Below are 16806 nucleotides of genomic sequence, written 5' to 3' on the forward strand. Positions count from 1 at the left end.
CATGAGTACAGAACTACTGATCAATGTCACGCCAAGTGAAAGTCGCGTTGCCCTAATCGAAAACGGTGTATTACAAGAAATTCAGCTAGAGCGTATTGGTAATTTAGGCATAGTGGGCAATATTTACTTAGGTAAAATAAGCCGTGTTCTACCGGGAATGCAAGCCGCTTTTGTTGATATAGGCTTAGAAAAAGCGGCTTTTTTACACGCTTCAGATATCGTCAATAGTGCCTCTATTGTGGAAGGTGTTGATGATGAGCCAATTAAAAAAGTCCAAGATATTCGTGAGCTTGTTCGCCAGGGTCAGTACATTATGGTGCAAGTGGTTAAAGACCCACTGGGCAGTAAAGGTGCACGCTTAACTACTGATATTACTATACCGTCACGCTATTTAGTATTTATGCCAGATGCGACACATGTGGGTGTGAGTCAACGTATCGAAACGGAAGAAGAACGCGCTAGGCTGAAAAAAATTGTTGCTGAATATGGCGATGAAAACGGTAGCTTTATTGTTAGAACTGCCGCAGAAGGCGCAAGTGAAGTAGAGCTACGTCATGATGCTGCGTTTTTAAAAAAACTGTGGGATAAAATAGTTTCTAAGCGCCGTAAAACCAGCAAAGCCAGTATTTTGCATGAAGATCTTACGTTGGCTTTTAGAACGTTACGTGACTACGTGGGCGAAGATATGGAGCGCATTCGTGTTGACTCTAAGCTTACCTACCAAGAACTTAAGCTGTTTACTGAAGAGTTTGTGCCGTTATTATCGCAAGTGCTTGAGTATTATCCGGGTGAGCGCCCCATTTTCGACTTATTTGATGTAGAAAGTGAAATTCAAAAGGCATTACATCGTAAGGTGACTTTAAAGTCGGGTGGTTACCTGATCATAGATCAAACAGAAGCTATGACCACAGTTGATGTTAATACCGGTGCATTTGTTGGTCACCGTAACCTTGAAGAAACTATTTTTAATACCAATGTTGAAGCAACCTCAGCTATTGCCCGTCAACTAAGGCTGCGTAATTTAGGCGGTATTATTATTATCGACTTTATTGATATGGTCAGCGATGAGCACAAGCGCCGGGTAATGCACTCATTAGAATCTGCGCTTTCTAAAGATCGAGCTAAAGCCAATATTAATGGTTTGTCAGCATTAGGGCTGGTTGAAATGACCCGCAAGCGAACTCGCGAAAGTTTAGAGCACATACTGTGTGATGTATGTCCTGCGTGTTCAGGGCGTGGCTCTCAAAAAACGGTTGAGACCGTATGCTATGAAATCCTTCGCGAGATAGTACGTGTTAACCGCGCTTACGATGCGGATAAGTTTGTAGTTTATGCATCTCCTGCAGTATGTGAAGCGCTATTAAATGATGAATATCACAACCTTGCAGAGCTAGAGTTATTTATTGGTAAGCAAGTTAATATCCAAACAGAAAGTTTATACAGCCAAGAGCAGTTTGATGTGGTAATGATGTAATGAAATTTAAAGCGGCCTGTTTCTTTTGTGTGCGCAAATTATGGCAAATAAGTGCTGTAATTTTGGTGCTACTGGCCGTTATTGTTTCTATTTTAAAATACACCTTACCCTACGCAAACGATTATAAAGGCGACATAGAAAACTACCTTGATAGCAAGTTTGATATCAGCTTATCGATAGGTGCTATATCGGCAAGTTGGCAAGGTAATGGCCCAGCCTTAGTGCTCGAACAATTATCATTTAAAGACAACCAAACCGCCCCTATTTCTTTAACTATTGCGAAAACTAGTTTAGAGCTAAACCTTTGGGAAAGCTTAAAGTCTTTTCAGCTCAAGTCGAATTACTTTGTGATCAATGGTTTTCATACCAAGGTTAATGTCGCGAATTTATTTGTAGGTAACCAAGATGATGTGTCATTCGAGCAAAAAGAGTTAATTGAAGGGCTATTTTTAGGTGAAACCGGTCATTTTGCAATAGAAAACTCCAGTATCAGCTTTGTATTAGAAGATAACAAAGAGCGTAAACTGTTATTAGAAAACATTGTATGGCAAAACCAAGATAAACAGCACCTTGGCAGTGGTAGCCTCGCATTACCGGGTATTTCGGTGGGAAATTTTGACGCACGTATTGCGCTCAAAGGTGAAACCTTAGAGCAAATGGTGGGCGATCTGTATGTGCAGGCTAATCAGGTTGATGTGTCAAATTGGTTAGCTCAGTACATTAATACTCAAAAGCAGCAACTACATAGCGATTTAAACTTACAAGCTTGGCTTAGATTAGAGCAAGGCCTAGTGAGTGACGTAAAGGTACAGTGGTTACCGAGCGCGGTAAATTGGCAACTCAATGAACAAACACAAAAGGTAAGCCTAAGTGAAGGGGGATTTCATCTATACCCAGAGCAAAATAGTTGGCGATTAAAAAGCACAGGCTTAGCATTTAGTACCGGTGAAACCACTTGGCCAAGCCTTGAATTTGAAGCCTTATTAGGTAAGCAAAATAAAGTATGGCTACAGCAACTTGATTTAGCACTATTGAGTGATTTAGCTGAGTTGACTAATTTTCCCAATTTAGCCCCTTTTTTAGCACGCCAACCAAGCGGACAAATCAATACCGCGTACCTTGAGTTTGCCGATGCAAGGCAATGGCAACTATGGTTTGAAGCCGATGAAATTAGCTGGCAAGAGAAAAACGCCGTACCCGCCGCTCAATCCTTAAGGGTTGATGGATTGGTTAATCAGCAATATGGCCGGATCACTATTTTTGGTGAAAACAGCCACTTAATTACAGGTGCTAGTTTTAGTAATAATATTGACTATAACCAGCTAAACATTGAATTAGATTTAGCTAAGCGCTCAGGCGATTGGCATATTAGCAGCGATAACCTATGGCTTGATAACAATGAGGTGACTTTAAGCGCACAGATGCAGCTAAGCTTAGGTGATACGCCACGCTTGGATTTATATGCTGAAGCGTTTGCACCTGATGCCAGTATTGCAGGTCACTATTTTCCTTTGACGTTAATGAGCTCTGAGTTGGTTAGTTATTTAAATGGCGCAATAAAAGCAGGTGAAGTATCAAATACTCAGGTGTTATTTTCTGGTCCATTATCAGGTTTTCCATTTAAAGATGGTTCAGGGCAGTTTGATGTAATAGCGCAAATAGATAATGCCACCTATCAATTCGATCCCGATTGGCCTGCAGTTACAAATGCCAGTGTAAAGCTGCATTTTGAAAATGAGCGTATGGATATTTACAGTCAGCAAGGTCAATTGGTAAATCTAGACGTTGGCAGTAGTGTGCAAGTAAGTATTAATGACTTAATGGGCAGTGCGCCATTGGTGGTTAGTATTGATAAGCAAGCAGAGCTTGAAAAAATGCACGACTTTTTTGTCGCTACACCTTTAGCAAATCCATTAGCTGATATTTTTAATATTGTACAAGGGCAGGGGCTTGCTAGTGCAAATATTGAATTGTTAATCGGTTCACAGTTTGAAGGTGGGGCCAGTGTCAGTGGTACAGTTAATTTACTCGATTCCCCCCTTTACATTTCTGCGCCTGGTATTTCACTTGAGCACTTAAAGGGTGAACTTAGCTTTAATAATCAACAAATAAACCTTACAAATGCAACGGCTACATGGCTTGGTATGCCACTAACTATTAACTACAATAGTGACGCAAACGCAGAGGATTATCGCGCTGATATAAATATAAATGCTCAGCTTGATGCGCAAACACTTATAAGTCATGGACAAGGTATTTTAGATGGTTATTTAAGTGGGCAAAGTGATGTTGATATTGCTTTGGCGCTTAATTTTACCGAGCAAGGATTTAATTATCGTGCCGAAGTTGAATCGCCACTTATTGGCTTAAATAGCTCCTTGCCAGGAGTATATGCAAAAAGCAGTGAGCAAGCTTGGCCTCTGAGTGCGGTTGTTCAAGGTGATGATATATCTAATTTGATCACCGCAAACGTGGAGCAGTTATTTTATTTTAACGCCATTTTAGATAATGCTAAATCGCAGTTTAATAACGCCCACTTTATAATAGGCAACAAAGACTTAGGGCTTAACGCGCAAGACTTAGCGGTGAGTATTAACTTAGCCCAAATCGAGTTATTACCTTGGATTGATTTAATTGATCAAATTATTAATGTAGCTAAAGTGCAGCCTGAGAATACACCGCCAGGCGTTATGCCACCTTTACATGAAGTGGTTGCGAATATTGACATGTTTAATGTTAGTGGCATGCAGTTTAATGATTTTGATATGCGTTTATCGCCCCTAAATAATAATTTGCAATTAAAGCTTAATGCCAAAGAATTAAGAGCCGAAGTGTTTGTACCTAGCGGGCAATCAAGTCAGCCGATTCGAATTAACAGCGACTATTTAAGGCTTAACTTTTTAGAGGCCGAAACAGAGCAACCAAATGAAAAGTCGACCCCGGAACAACTTGCTTGGCTTGCAAACTTGCCGGCTATTGAATTTGAATGTGCCGATTGTAAGATCAGCCATTATCAGCTTGATAAGGTAAGTGCTTCATTGTTAGGCGATGGTAAAAAGCTACTTATTTCTGAGCTAGTGGTGGATAAAGGCGATCATATATTGCGCACTAAAGGGCAATGGCAAAATGGTTTAACGGCAATGAGCGGCGAACTTAAAAGTGATGATATTGGCGCCTTATTTAATGAATTTGATATTACCACCACTATTAAAGACTCAAACGCCAATCTAAATTATCAATTAAATTGGCAAGCGGCACCTTATAACTTAGATATTGCTAGTTTAGACGGTGAAATTAGTTGGGATTTAGGCGAAGGCCATTTAACTGAAGTCAGTGATGGGGGCGCACGGGTATTTTCATTGCTGAGCCTTGATTCATTAGTGCGTAAGTTAAAGCTTGATTTTAGAGATGTATTTTCTAAAGGCTTTTTCTATAACAGTATGAAAGGCACCATGCAGATAGATAAAGGCATTGCCTATACCCAAGATACTAAAATGGATGGGGTACCTGCCGATCTTTCTATAAAAGGGTATGCAAATTTAAATACTCTCGAAATTGACTACGACTTAGCCGTGGCACCGCAAGTAACATCGAGTATTCCGGTAATTGTGGCTTGGATGGTTAATCCAGTAACGGGGCTTGCAGCTTTAGCAATTGATAAAGTGATTCATTCTGCGCGAGTGATCTCAGAGATCAACTTTAAAGTGACGGGCAAAATGAACGATCCTCAGGTACAAGAATTAGATCGTAAGAGCCGAGAGGTGACTTTACCGCAAGCAGCACAAAATCAGCCGCAAGCATCTTCAGAGTTAAAGCTTAAAGATGCTGAGGTGAGCGCAGCGCAATGAGTAAATCACTTATAAGTACAACACCTGCGATTATTGCATTGCAAATGTGCTCAGGCTTAAACCCTGATGATAACATTGCCACCTTAAAGCAAGCCTTAGCTGCTCTGCCAAACACGCGACCTTTGTTAGTATGTTTACCAGAAGCGTTTTTAGTGTTTAGTAAACACGCTGGTGATACGTTGTTAGTGTCTCAGCGTATTGAACAATATAAACAGCAAATCAGTGAATTGTGCCGTAAACATAATATTTGGTTAAATGCTGGCACCATGCCAGTGCCCTATAACCAACATAAGTATTACGCTGCCTCACATTTGTTTAATAACCAAGGCGATATTGTTGCAAGCTATAACAAAATACATTTATTTGATGTTGAGGTAGATGACCAGACCGGCAGCTATCGAGAATCCGATTTTACTCAAGCGGGCGATGAGGTTGTGGTTGTTGATTCTCCCTTTGGTAAAATTGGTTTAACAGTGTGTTATGATTTGCGCTTTGCTGGTTTATTTAATGCTTTAGTTCGCAAAGGCGCCGAAATTATATTAGTACCCAGTGCGTTTACTGTGCCTACAGGTAAAGCGCATTGGCAGCCGCTACTTGCAGCACGTGCCATAGAAACGCAGTGTTATGTTATTGCTGCAGCGCAATATGGAACACATGAAAACGGTAGGCAAACTTATGGTCGCAGCCTGATGTTATCGCCTTGGGGTGAAATATTAAGCGAAAAACCAACAGGGCTTGGTTTTATTAGTTGCACCGTAGATTTAAACCAGTTACACAAAATTAGACGAGATATGCCGCTGCAATCTCACCAACGATTTAGAGAGCCATTATTATGAATTCGGTTGAACAGCATTTATTACACGACAGCCAGCTAAATCGAGAAGAACTCGAAAAAACATTAGCTTATATTCACCAGCACAAAGTTGATTATGCCGACCTTTATTTTCAATCGAGTCATCATGAGTCTTGGGTATTAGAAGACGGCCTTGTTAAAGAAGGGTCTTATAATGTTGAGCGTGGTGTTGGCGTACGGGCTGTTAGTGGTGAAAAAACCGGTTTTTCGTATTCAGACGCAATCAATCTTGAAGCGCTAAACAAAGCAGCCACGGCTGCACGTAGTATTGCCGATGCCGGTGAAGATAAAGCTGTTAAAGTATTCAGCGATGTGGCTGCAAAGCAGCAGTTTGCGCCACATCAGCCTATTTCTAGCATGAGCGACACCGATAAAGTTAATTTGTTACGTGAGCTTGAAAATTATATTCGCGAATTAGCCCCTGATGCTGAGCAAGTTATTAGCTCAATGTCTGCGGTATATGAAGAAGTATTAATTGCAGCTAGCGATGGCACCTTTGCTACCGATATTCGCCCACTGATCCGTTTAAACTGCTCTGTATTGCTAGAGAAAAATGGTCGCCGTGAACGTGGCGGTGCTGGTGGCGGTGCGCGCCTAGATTATGGTTACTTTAAAGAGCTGGTTGATGGTAAGCCGCGTTGGATGGGTTTTGCAGAAGAAGCCGTTCGTCAAGCTAAAGTAAACTTAGAAGCTATTGATGCCCCTGCAGGTACTATGGAAGTGGTATTAGGTAATGGCTGGCCAGGCGTGTTGTTACACGAAGCGGTAGGTCATGGTCTAGAAGGTGACTTTAACCGTAAAGGCGCATCTGCGTTTAGCGGTAAAGTAGGTCAAAAAGTTGCTTCAGAGCTATGTACTGTGGTTGATGATGGTACTATGGGCGATCGCCGTGGTTCACTCAATGTAGATGACGAAGGCACGCCTGCAGCCTATAACGTACTTATCGAAAACGGTATTTTAAAAGGCTATATGCAAGATAAAATGAACGCGCGTTTGATGGGAGTAAACTCAACAGGTAACGCACGTCGTGAGTCATACGCACATTTACCTATGCCTCGTATGACTAACACTTACATGTTAGGCGGCGAGCACAGCCAAGCTGATATTATCAGCACGGTTAAAAAAGGTATCTTTGCGCCAAACTTTGGTGGCGGCCAAGTAGATATTACCTCAGGTAAGTTTGTTTTTAGTGCCTCAGAAGCTTACTTGATCGAGAACGGTAAAATCACCCAACCAATTAAAGGTGCAACATTAATTGGTAATGGTCCCGAAGTAATGCAGCAAATCTCTATGGTAGGTAATGATTTAGCGCTTGATAAAGGCGTAGGTGTTTGTGGTAAAGACGGTCAAAGTGTACCAGTAGGTGTTGGCCAACCAAGTTTGAAAATTGATCAGTTAACAGTTGGTGGCACGGCTTAATTTCATTACAAAGTCGTTATAAAAAACCGCGTTTTTACGCGGTTTTTTATTTTAAGAATTAAAGCTCAAAGGGAGCAACACCGACAGCTTGCATTTGATAACCCACTTGGGCTATTTCGCCAGACCAAGTTTGCGTTTTAATAACGCCCGTTACAACAATTGCATCATATAAGCTATCGATAGGCACACCGCCTTTAATAGTTACATGAACCAGCTGGTTTGGCGGTGGGGGTGGCACATGAATACAGGCACCAAAGTAAGGGACTAATAAAAACTCGGTAATAAGTTCGCTGTCACCTTCAAGTGGCACAACAAACCCAGGTAAGCTAACAGACTGCCCATCAAGTGCTTTAACAACCGGCGCGTCCAAATCAGGTTGCACCCAGTTTTGCTCACTGCCTTCGTGATTAGCTTGTGCTTGGGTATCTATTTGCACATGCCCTTGTGGGATCAAGTCTTCCCAAAAAATTTCCTTCGGGGGATTTGCAATGCTAGCAAAGCTAATTAGCACTGCACTTAATAGCATTAAAGAGTGTGTAGTTACTTTAAACAACGTCATGATCATCCTAAAGTTTATATTTTTATACTCATACCATCACTAAGAGAATAAAAGTAAGCGCGTGTAGCGGGGATCAAGCCAATAATGAATCCCGCAGCCATAATAACGCCAATCAAAGTGAGTTCATAGTCAGAGAGCATACTGATATTAATGCTCACTCCTGCTTGGCTTTGTAAGTAACCCGCGGTTGTGCCCATAAGCGCATAAAATAGAGTACAGCCTACTAAGCAACCTAAAAAGGTAGTGAGCAGTGATTCTATACTGATCAGTGAAAATAATTGCCAAGGGCGGGCGCCCACAGAACGTAATATTGCCAGTTCTCTGCGGCGTTGATTAAGGTTAGCCAGCAGTGTGGTTAACATGCCGAGCAAGCTAATAATGACCACCACAAATGAAAATAGCAATAGGATCTTTTCTATTATTGCCAGCATTTCCCAAAGCTCTTTTAGTGTGACTGTAGGCATAATCGCTAATAAAGGCTCTGGCTTAAATTGGTTTATGTTACGCCTAATTTGTAGCGTATAAAGCGGTGAGTCGAAGCCCATTAAAAAGGCGGTAATTTGTTTTGGATGGCCAACTAGTGCGTGACTCGAGTGGTCATGATGATCGTCATGATCATGATGGCCGCCACCATGAATCAATTCAATTGCCGCCAGCGGCACATGCAATGTTTTATCAACAGGGGTGCCAGTAGGCTTTAAAATACCAACAACTTTGAAGGGGTTATCGTCATGATGATGAAAGCTAGTATTGCCCATACCATGAGAAATCACAATTTCATCACCAATTTTATAGGCCAGTTTACTTGTAACCTCACTCCCTATAACAACTTCATTGATGCTAGAAAAAGCCTTCCCTTGTTCAAATGCTAAGGGCTGTTTTTTAGCAAATCGATAGTGCTTAAAATAATCGAGTGTGGTGCCTAAGACTGCTTGGCCTTTATGGCTATCGCCAAGGCTAATAGGAATGCTCCACTTAACCCCGCGCTGTTTTGTTATGTATTGATAGCTTTGCCAACTCACCCCATTATTGGTGTGGCCAATTCTAAACACCGAGGACAGTAGTAATTGAATATCGCCCGTGCGTGCGCCAACAATTAAATCGGTACCCGAAATGGTATTACTAAAACTACTTTTAGCATCTACGCGAACGCGCTCAATACTGAGTAATAACATGACGCTAATCGCAATAGTGAGCAATGTCAGTAATACACTGGCACGTCTATTTAGCAAACTTTTATAGGCAAGTTTAAATAAAATCATACATCACCTTGTAAATTTACTAAGTCGATTGTGCGGCTAAAGAGTGGCTTTAATGTTTCATCGTGACTGACAAAAACAAGCGTGCTGTTACTTTTTTTTGCTTGTTCAAATAGCAGCTTAATAAAGCTTTCACGATTTTGCGTATCAAGTGCTGAAGTAGGCTCATCGGCAATGATAAGTTCGGGACTGCCTATAAATGCACGTGCTGCAGCAACTCGCTGTTGCTGCCCAATACTTAAAGTGGCAACATTTTGATTATGAAGGTGCGGCTCTAACCCAAGTGCGTTGAGAAGTCGGGCGGCTTCTTTGGTTAAACTATCAGTTTGGTTGAGCACGTGTTGCTGACGCTTTTTCGAAAATTGGCACCCTAAACATACATTTTCTAATGGGGTTAAATAAGGTAGTAAATTAAAGTTTTGGAAAATATAGCCAATATGATCCGCTCTAAATGCATCGCGCTGTGCATTGGTAAGCGCACTTAGATTTTGGTTCAAAACACAAAGTTGGCCGCTAGTGGTTACATTAATGCCTGCTAGTAGTGCCAGTAAGGTAGATTTACCACTGCCGCTTGGCCCATGTAAAAAAACATGTTCACCTTCATCAATGGCGAGTTGCTCAATAGTGAGAGTGGGGCTGGCTGCTTTTTTATGCCATTTAAAAGATACATTCTCAAGGTTGATCATAACGTCTTACCAACTCCAATAGTTAAGTCTTTTGCGCATTTTAAATTGTCTAATAAGATTAAGTGGTTTAGCTTTGAGCTTTTCATCACTATGCAACAGTTCATTGGTTGCGCAAAGTACTCGTTGGCTTGAGTTACCATCTGTGTATGGGTGTAATTCTTGGCAAAAAGTTTCAATATTATCCACAAGTTCTTTTGGGTAAGTTAGTGCATAGTCTATTGCGGCTTCAACGTTATTTTTATCTGTAATATCAAGTAAGTGTTTTTCAGGTGCTTTATTACAAAACGTTACAACCGGTTTTCGTTGTACCAAAAACATCAGTAATATGGATGAAGTATCGCACAGCATTACATCAGCAGATTGCAGTAATGGAATAACATTATCTGTTTCAACAAAGGTTAGATTGTCATTACTCAACGCTTGGTATTTATCAACCCACTCTTGCGGCATTTTCGGATGAAACTGAACTAATAGTCGCCATTTACCGCTTTCGCTAAAGTGTTTTATTTGTTCATAAAGTTTAGGTGCAAGAGATAAACGTTTTGAAAACGTAGAGCAGATCAATACTGTTGGGCGGGAGTCTGTTTCATCAATATGGCTAGGCTTTGAGTTACCGTTAAAAAATTGATCTAGGGGAGGCCAACCTGTTTCTACTACCTTAAAATAACCCAGTTTCTTTTGTAACGCCGTAAATGGAGCCGTTGTATTTGGGCCTTGTGTACAATATAAATCAAAGCAGCCCCGAACTTTAAAGTGATCGTTTTGGCCTTTTTTGTTTAGCTTTCCTGCATCAAAGCCGTGAAAAACAGCTACTTTCTTTCCTGGGAAAAATGTAGGGATAGAGTTCGCTGGTGCAAAGGTTGCGTCAGGCGCCCATTGGTTTATCTCATGAATAGAATTTAGCGTTTTTTCATCACTTTTTAGAAATTCAGGGTTAACATTATCACCCTCTAAAAACCATTTAACTTCCCCTCCTTGAGCTAATATTTCTGCTTGCAAAGGCCTTAAAATAGCATAGGAATAATTTTGGGAAATATACATTAAATATTTCTTATTCTTAGTGGCAGTTAAATAGTTCAAGCTAGCTCCTCAGGGCAAGTAATCATGCAAGTTTACCCCAATGCGCCAGCTAGATAAATATTCTGAGATGATTTGTTTTTAGCCTAAGATTGAGCTTTGTGGTTGCCTAGATTATTATAGAGCGCCTAACCCCAATTCCATACTTTGCTCTTTGAGCATGCCAAACCCCGGAGATAGCATGACTAGCTATAAAGTTTTAGACGTAAACGATGACTTACCCATTCGTACTAAAGGTAAAGTACACAGTGGCAAAGTGCGTTCAGTTTATTGGTTAACCGATGCAGATAGTAAACGCTTAATAAATGAAAAAGGCTATAACGTTCCTGCCGATACTGAATTGGCCATTATGGTTATTTCAGACAGAATTTCTGCTTTTGATTGCATATGGCAAGGTGAAAATGGCCTAAATGGCGTGCCGGGCAAAGGCATTGCATTAAACTCAGTGGCTGCTCATTGGTTTAACATGTTTAATGAAGCCGGTTTGGCGGGTAATCATATTGTTGATATTCCTCACCCATACGTATGGATTGTTCGTAAAGCCAGTACAGTTAAAGTTGAAGCAATTGCTCGTCAATATATTACCGGCAGCATGTGGCGCGACTACGCCAAAGGCGAAAGACACTTTTGTGGTTTGCAACTTCCAGAAGGCTTAAAAGCGAATCAAAAGCTTGAGCACGTACTCATTACTCCTTCTACTAAAGGTATTATAGAAGGGGTGGCTGATATTCCTGCCGTTGATGATGTAAATATTACGCGTGAAAATATTACGAACAACTTAGATGTTTTCAATTTTAAATCGGCTGACGATGTCACCAAATATGAAAAATTATTGGTAGAAGGGTTCGAGCTAATTAGTAATGAGTTAGCTAAGCTTGGCCAGATTTTCGTTGATACCAAATTTGAATTTGGTTACGTAGAAGATTTAAATGGTGCTCAGCAGCTTATTTATATTGATGAAGTAGGGACACCAGATTCATCGCGTATTTGGGATGAAGCATCTTATAAAGATGGCAAAATTGTTGAAAACTCAAAAGAAGGTTTTCGCCAGCTGTTAATTAATAATGTGCCAGAGAGTGATGTGTTATTAAATAAAGATCGTATGGCTGAGCGTGAGCAGTTAGCAAAAGATTATATTTTACCTGAGTCAGTGATGCTTGAAGTGTCTGACACTTATGTGGGTATCGCTAGCAAAATTATCGGTAAAGAGATCGTTATACCCAAAGATCCGCGCCAAGAAGTGATTGCTATTTTAGATGCTGATTACGGTTTAATTAATCATTAACGAGCAAGTTAATCTTAATGATAAAGCTTATTTAAATTAGTAAAAAAGTATTTATTTTAACTAACTGAGCTATATTTCTTGCAATTAGTGCTCGTCTCTAATTAACTTAACCTATGGTGAATTTTTGGGTATGGTTATGTTAGAGCGAGCATCGCAACTTATTGCAAAATGTCGTTTTTTATTAGTACTGGGTGCATTGTTTAGTGTATCAGCGTTTGGTAATTCTATTAATTTGGTTATTAAAGATCAGCATGGACAAGTATTGCCTAATGCTGTCGTAGAAATAAAGCATTTACCTTCTTCAAAAGTACAAAGTAATTTACCCACAGCGGTGATGGATCAAGTTGATAAACAGTTTTCACCACAGCTGCTTATTGTGCGCCAAGGTCAGTATGTTAACTTTCCTAATAGTGATAATATTCGCCACCATGTGTATTCTTTTTCAAAAGCAAAGCCTTTTCAATTAAAGCTCTATTCTGGCCAGCCAGAAGAACCTATTAAGTTTGATGAGCAAGGTGTGGTTGTATTGGGCTGCAATATCCACGACTCTATGGTGGGCTATATTTATGTTGCTAACAGTAATCATGTGTATACCAGCAACGAGCAAGGCCAGATAGAGCTGCAAGTTGACTCTTTTCCTGTGCAAGCCAGTATTTGGCATTCACTGCAAACAGCTCCTTTGGATAATAAAAAAATGTTTGATATAGAATCAACCAACTCGTTATCAATCACTATAAATACGTCTACGCCTGCACCACGAAATACCTTTGGTAGTCAATTTAGGGAAGGTAATGGGCAATAATTTACGTAGCCGTATAACAACGCTATGCGTTGGCTTGGTGTTACTTACAACTTTACTCAGTTTAGTGAGTTTTTGGTGGTCTACGAGTAAGTTTCAGGCAGAAAAAGTCCAGCAAAATATAACGGTTGCGCAAAGCGTTTATAAGCAATACTTAAAATCAAAAGAGAGTTTGCTATTAACCGCCGCTAAGGTGTTAACCGCTGATTTTGGTTTTAAGCAAGCAGTTGCTACTCGCGATGCAGCCACCATTAGTAGTGTGCTATACAACCATAGCCAACGGATCAATGCCGATTTAATGCTGTTGCTCGATTTATCGGGGCGGTTAGTCTCTGCTAATGTTAATGCACAAAATTTTGCAGATAACCTACAGCCCTTAATGGATGAGTTATTAAATAATTCTGAGCAATCGAGCTTTGTCGTGTTAAATAATCAGCTCTATCAAGTGATATTATTGCCCGTTAAAACCCCCAGAACTATCGCTTACAGTTTGGTCGGCTTTAAAATCACGTCGGCTGTTGCTACTGAGCTGAAAAGTTTAACGGGTATGGAAGTTAGTTTTGTTGCGCAGTTAGATGATTTTGCAGCAAGCTCGTTAGTACCTAAACCTAAAAAATTTCAACCTATAGAATACTTTGAGACTAAAACTACAGCTCGTTTTTTTGCTGAGTACTTGGCCTATGAAAATCAACAAATAGCTTTACCGTCTTTGCAATCGCATCCGGTTACCTTACTACTTAGTGCTGATTTAACTTCAAGTTATCGAGATATTGAGCAGCTATTGCTAACACTAGTTACATTGGCCGTATTAACCATGTTATTTGGTGTGATCACCAGTAGTTTGCTAGCCAATAACTTAACCACCGGGCTTACACAGTTGGCGGTTATTGCAAGGCAATTTGCCAAAGGCGACTACCGTTTTAAATTTGAAGGTAAAAAGCAAAGCAGCGAAATAGCAACGCTAGTCAGCGCGTTTAATAATATGGGTAATGATATTAATAAGCGTGAGCAGCAAATCAGTTTTCAAGCACATCACGATACTTTAACAGGGTTTTATAACCGTTCAGCTATGTTAGATTTATTAGCAAAGCAGCTCACTAAAGATAAACGCTACACGCTTGTTGCTATTGATATAAAAGGCTTAAGGCACATAAACGACAAACTTGGCCCACAAGTAGGTGATGAGTGTTTAATTGCAGTGGCAAATCGTATTCGTCAATTCTCGGATGAGCTTGGTGGATTTCATGCTCGAATTGGTGGCGATGAATTCTTAACGGTTTACCCTTGTGCAGAGATTGAGCAGGTAAAATGTGCTGTAGCCGATTTGATTGAGCAATTACAGGCACCTTATCAGATTAAAAGCTTAAAAATAAGTTTGCGTTTTAACGCTGGGATTGTGCAGTACCCTGGACAAGGCGTTAAAGCGGACGATTTAATGCGACGTGTACTCATTGCTGTAGATGCAGCTACAACGAGTCAGCAAAGCTTACATTATTATCAAGACGGTGAAGATGAGGCGTATTTAGACCGTTTAATTATGCTTGATGAACTCAAACAAGCAATTGATGATGATAATGGACAATTATTTATGACCTATCAGCCTAAATTGAATATTAAAAGTCAGAAAATTGATAAGGTAGAGTCTCTTATTCGTTGGCAACGAAAAGATGGTGGCTGGGTCTCGCCTGAGGTCTTTATTGATTTAGCCGAGCAGTCAGGGTTAATAGTAGAGCTGACCGCTTGGGTTGTCGAGACTGTGATTGCACAAATAGCCGATTGGTCAAAAAAGGATATTCATTTACAAGCCGCTATTAATGTTTCTGCCCAAGATATTGCTCATTCAGGTTTTCACGCTTCGTTGGTAGCCACCTTAAATAAATACCAAGTAAACCCAAGCTCTGTCACTATTGAGTTGACGGAGCGCGATATGATTGAAAATGAAGCCCAAGGTATTAAAGCGTTAGAAGATTTAAAAACTATTGGCGTTAAAATTTCATTGGACGATTATGGCGTAGGGCAAACATCACTAGGACGGTTAAAAATGTTACCTATTGATGAGCTTAAGTTAGATAAATGCTTTATTTTAACTTTGCATGAGTCACAAAAAGATCAATACATAGTGCGCTCGTCAATCACACTTGGTCACCAATTGGGGTTTTCTGTTGTGGCTGAAGGGGTAGAAACCGCTGAGTCTTTATCAATGCTTCACGAAATGCAATGCGATCATGCGCAAGGTTACTATTTAAGTCGCCCTTTAAAAGCGCAGCAATTAGAACAATGGTTAGAGGAATATCAGCGTGTACATTAAGTTATTATTCGCCTTGGCACTCTCATTTTGTAGTGCGTTAAGTATGGCTGCTACGGGGAAATTATTAGCAACACCTGGGGTGTCTCAAATTGAAGGCAGTGCAGGGGGCGGATTAGTTCCTTGGGCACAATTAGTAGGGTATGCCAGTGAAGACGAATGGGCTGTTAATGGTTTTTGTAGTCGTGCTGATGTTACTGACTATCGTCTTGATGCCTGCGGCATGCAACTAAACCTATTCAATCGTGTTGAGCTCAGTTATGCAGTGCAGCAGTTTGATGTGCCTGCACTCAATACCGAAATAGAGCAGTCAATTTCTGGGGCTAAAATTCGTTTATACGGTGATATTGTTTACAGTAAGTGGCCACAGCTAAGTGTGGGCGTACAGCATAAATCACTAGAGGATGGCACAGTAGCAAAGTTAGTTGGCGCAAAAAATACCAGTGGTACAGATGTGTACCTAGCCGCCAGTAAATTACATTTGGGCGCACTTGCTGGGTACAACTGGTTTTGGAATGTGACTACTCGCTACAGTAAAGCCAATCAGCTAGGACTGTTAGGATATGGCGGGGCTAATGAGGGCAGCCATATTTTAGTAGAAGCAAGTAGTGCAGTTTTTGTAAGTCGTGAACTTGCCATTGGTGTTGAATATCGACAAAAAGCCAACAACTTGGGGTTAGGCGAACAAGATTGGCGTGATTTATTTATAGCGTGGATACCAAATAAGCATATGAGTGTGACTGCGGCCTATTTAGATTTAGGGCGGATTGCTGGTGTTGATAATCAAACTGGCTGGTATTTATCGGTTACGGGGTATTGGTAATGAAACTGAGTGTATTTATTTTTTGTTGTTTAAACTTACTTGCAGGGTGTACAACCCAACCCAACACCTCTTTGTATCACCAGCTTGGCGAACAAGCTGGGCTTGAGAGGCTAACTGATAGTTTTATTACACAAATAGGTAATGACAAACAAGTGTTTCATTACTTTGAGCACAGTAATATCAGTCATTTTCGACAAGGGTTTATTAGCCATTTATGTTCGCTGGTGGAGGGCCCTTGTGAATATAAAGGTGACTCTATGGTTGCTATTCATACAGGCATGAACATAAACGAAAAAGACTTCAATCACGTTGTCGATTTATTAATAAATGCAATGAACGAGCAAAATATCCCACATACAGTGCAAAATAAAATTTTAGCTAAAATGGCGCCATTGCGTGGCGAAATTATTAAAATTTAA

The 16806-nt window shown here is 40.5% G+C and carries 13 protein-coding genes; 9 read left to right on the forward strand and 4 right to left on the reverse strand.

Going from position 1 to position 16806, the window contains the following annotated elements; translation table 11 throughout:
* The first annotated feature begins 1 nt into the window (after position 1).
* The 4 genes from rng to tldD are packed head-to-tail and all read left to right on the forward strand — an operon-like array spanning position 2 to position 7594.
* A complete protein-coding gene (rng, locus tag BW139_RS04855) occupies positions 2–1474 on the forward strand; it encodes a ribonuclease G (protein ID WP_008113735.1) in 1473 nt (490 codons plus the stop codon).
* On the forward strand, positions 1474–5322 hold the full coding sequence (locus tag BW139_RS04860) for a YhdP family protein (protein ID WP_076918881.1): 3849 nt from the start codon (positions 1474–1476) through the stop codon (positions 5320–5322). The genes rng and BW139_RS04860 overlap by 1 nt, the downstream gene beginning before the upstream one ends.
* Positions 5319–6158, forward strand: a complete 840-nt coding sequence (locus BW139_RS04865; RefSeq protein WP_008113739.1) for a carbon-nitrogen hydrolase family protein — start codon at positions 5319–5321, stop codon at positions 6156–6158. The genes BW139_RS04860 and BW139_RS04865 overlap by 4 nt, the downstream gene beginning before the upstream one ends.
* A complete protein-coding gene (gene tldD, locus BW139_RS04870) occupies positions 6155–7594 on the forward strand; it encodes a metalloprotease TldD (RefSeq protein WP_076918882.1) in 1440 nt (479 codons plus the stop codon). Before BW139_RS04865 ends, tldD begins: the two co-directional genes overlap by 4 nt.
* A 58-nt stretch (positions 7595–7652) precedes the next feature.
* On the opposite strand, the gene BW139_RS04875 is transcribed toward tldD, so the two are convergent.
* The 4 genes from BW139_RS04875 to BW139_RS04890 are packed head-to-tail and all read right to left on the reverse strand — an operon-like array spanning position 7653 to position 11139.
* A complete protein-coding gene (locus BW139_RS04875) occupies positions 7653–8153 on the reverse strand; it encodes a DUF3299 domain-containing protein (protein WP_008468279.1) in 501 nt (166 codons plus the stop codon).
* 14 nt (positions 8154–8167) lie between these two features.
* Complete coding sequence (locus BW139_RS04880) at positions 8168–9415, reverse strand: ABC transporter permease (protein ID WP_076918883.1); 1248 nt, start codon at positions 9413–9415, stop codon at positions 8168–8170.
* A complete protein-coding gene (locus BW139_RS04885; protein WP_076918884.1) occupies positions 9412–10098 on the reverse strand; it encodes an ABC transporter ATP-binding protein in 687 nt (228 codons plus the stop codon). The genes BW139_RS04880 and BW139_RS04885 overlap by 4 nt, the downstream gene beginning before the upstream one ends.
* A 6-nt stretch (positions 10099–10104) precedes the next feature.
* Complete coding sequence (locus tag BW139_RS04890; protein WP_076918885.1) at positions 10105–11139, reverse strand: CDP-glycerol glycerophosphotransferase family protein; 1035 nt, start codon at positions 11137–11139, stop codon at positions 10105–10107.
* Positions 11140–11356: 217 nt separating this feature from the next.
* Here BW139_RS04890 and BW139_RS04895 point away from each other — a divergent pair, with 217 nt between their 5' ends.
* From BW139_RS04895 to BW139_RS04915, 5 genes are all read left to right on the forward strand, one after another.
* Positions 11357–12460 carry a phosphoribosylaminoimidazolesuccinocarboxamide synthase gene (locus tag BW139_RS04895; protein WP_076918886.1) on the forward strand — a complete coding sequence of 368 codons (1104 nt, stop codon included), beginning with the start codon at positions 11357–11359 and terminating at the stop codon, positions 12458–12460.
* A gap of 136 nt (positions 12461–12596) precedes the next feature.
* Positions 12597–13262: a methylamine utilization protein gene (locus tag BW139_RS04900; protein ID WP_076918887.1), complete on the forward strand. Its 666-nt coding sequence runs from the start codon at positions 12597–12599 to the stop codon at positions 13260–13262.
* Positions 13252–15567 carry an EAL domain-containing protein gene (locus BW139_RS04905; protein WP_076918888.1) on the forward strand — a complete coding sequence of 772 codons (2316 nt, stop codon included), beginning with the start codon at positions 13252–13254 and terminating at the stop codon, positions 15565–15567. Before BW139_RS04900 ends, BW139_RS04905 begins: the two co-directional genes overlap by 11 nt.
* The gene (locus BW139_RS04910; protein WP_008468304.1) at positions 15557–16387 is read left to right on the forward strand and encodes a DUF3034 family protein; all 831 of its coding nucleotides are present in this window, start codon (positions 15557–15559) and stop codon (positions 16385–16387) included. The genes BW139_RS04905 and BW139_RS04910 overlap by 11 nt, the downstream gene beginning before the upstream one ends.
* Positions 16387–16806: a group 1 truncated hemoglobin gene (locus BW139_RS04915; RefSeq protein ID WP_008468306.1), complete on the forward strand. Its 420-nt coding sequence runs from the start codon at positions 16387–16389 to the stop codon at positions 16804–16806. The genes BW139_RS04910 and BW139_RS04915 overlap by 1 nt, the downstream gene beginning before the upstream one ends.

It is taken from the genome of Pseudoalteromonas sp. SK18, assembly GCF_001974855.1.
In the GTDB taxonomy this organism is placed as follows: Bacteria; Pseudomonadota; Gammaproteobacteria; order Enterobacterales; family Alteromonadaceae; genus Pseudoalteromonas.

Coding starts and splice junctions, on each gene's coding strand:
- rng (WP_008113735.1), top strand. CDS start 2: ATGAGTACAGAACTACTGATCAATGTCACGCCAAGTGAAAGTCGCGTT.
- BW139_RS04860 (WP_076918881.1), top strand. CDS start 1,474: ATGAAATTTAAAGCGGCCTGTTTCTTTTGTGTGCGCAAATTATGGCAA.
- BW139_RS04865 (WP_008113739.1), top strand. CDS start 5,319: ATGAGTAAATCACTTATAAGTACAACACCTGCGATTATTGCATTGCAA.
- tldD (WP_076918882.1), top strand. CDS start 6,155: ATGAATTCGGTTGAACAGCATTTATTACACGACAGCCAGCTAAATCGA.
- BW139_RS04875 (WP_008468279.1), bottom strand. CDS start 8,153: ATGACGTTGTTTAAAGTAACTACACACTCTTTAATGCTATTAAGTGCA.
- BW139_RS04880 (WP_076918883.1), bottom strand. CDS start 9,415: ATGATTTTATTTAAACTTGCCTATAAAAGTTTGCTAAATAGACGTGCC.
- BW139_RS04885 (WP_076918884.1), bottom strand. CDS start 10,098: ATGATCAACCTTGAGAATGTATCTTTTAAATGGCATAAAAAAGCAGCC.
- BW139_RS04890 (WP_076918885.1), bottom strand. CDS start 11,139: ATGTATATTTCCCAAAATTATTCCTATGCTATTTTAAGGCCTTTGCAA.
- BW139_RS04895 (WP_076918886.1), top strand. CDS start 11,357: ATGACTAGCTATAAAGTTTTAGACGTAAACGATGACTTACCCATTCGT.
- BW139_RS04900 (WP_076918887.1), top strand. CDS start 12,597: ATGTTAGAGCGAGCATCGCAACTTATTGCAAAATGTCGTTTTTTATTA.
- BW139_RS04905 (WP_076918888.1), top strand. CDS start 13,252: ATGGGCAATAATTTACGTAGCCGTATAACAACGCTATGCGTTGGCTTG.
- BW139_RS04915 (WP_008468306.1), top strand. CDS start 16,387: ATGAAACTGAGTGTATTTATTTTTTGTTGTTTAAACTTACTTGCAGGG.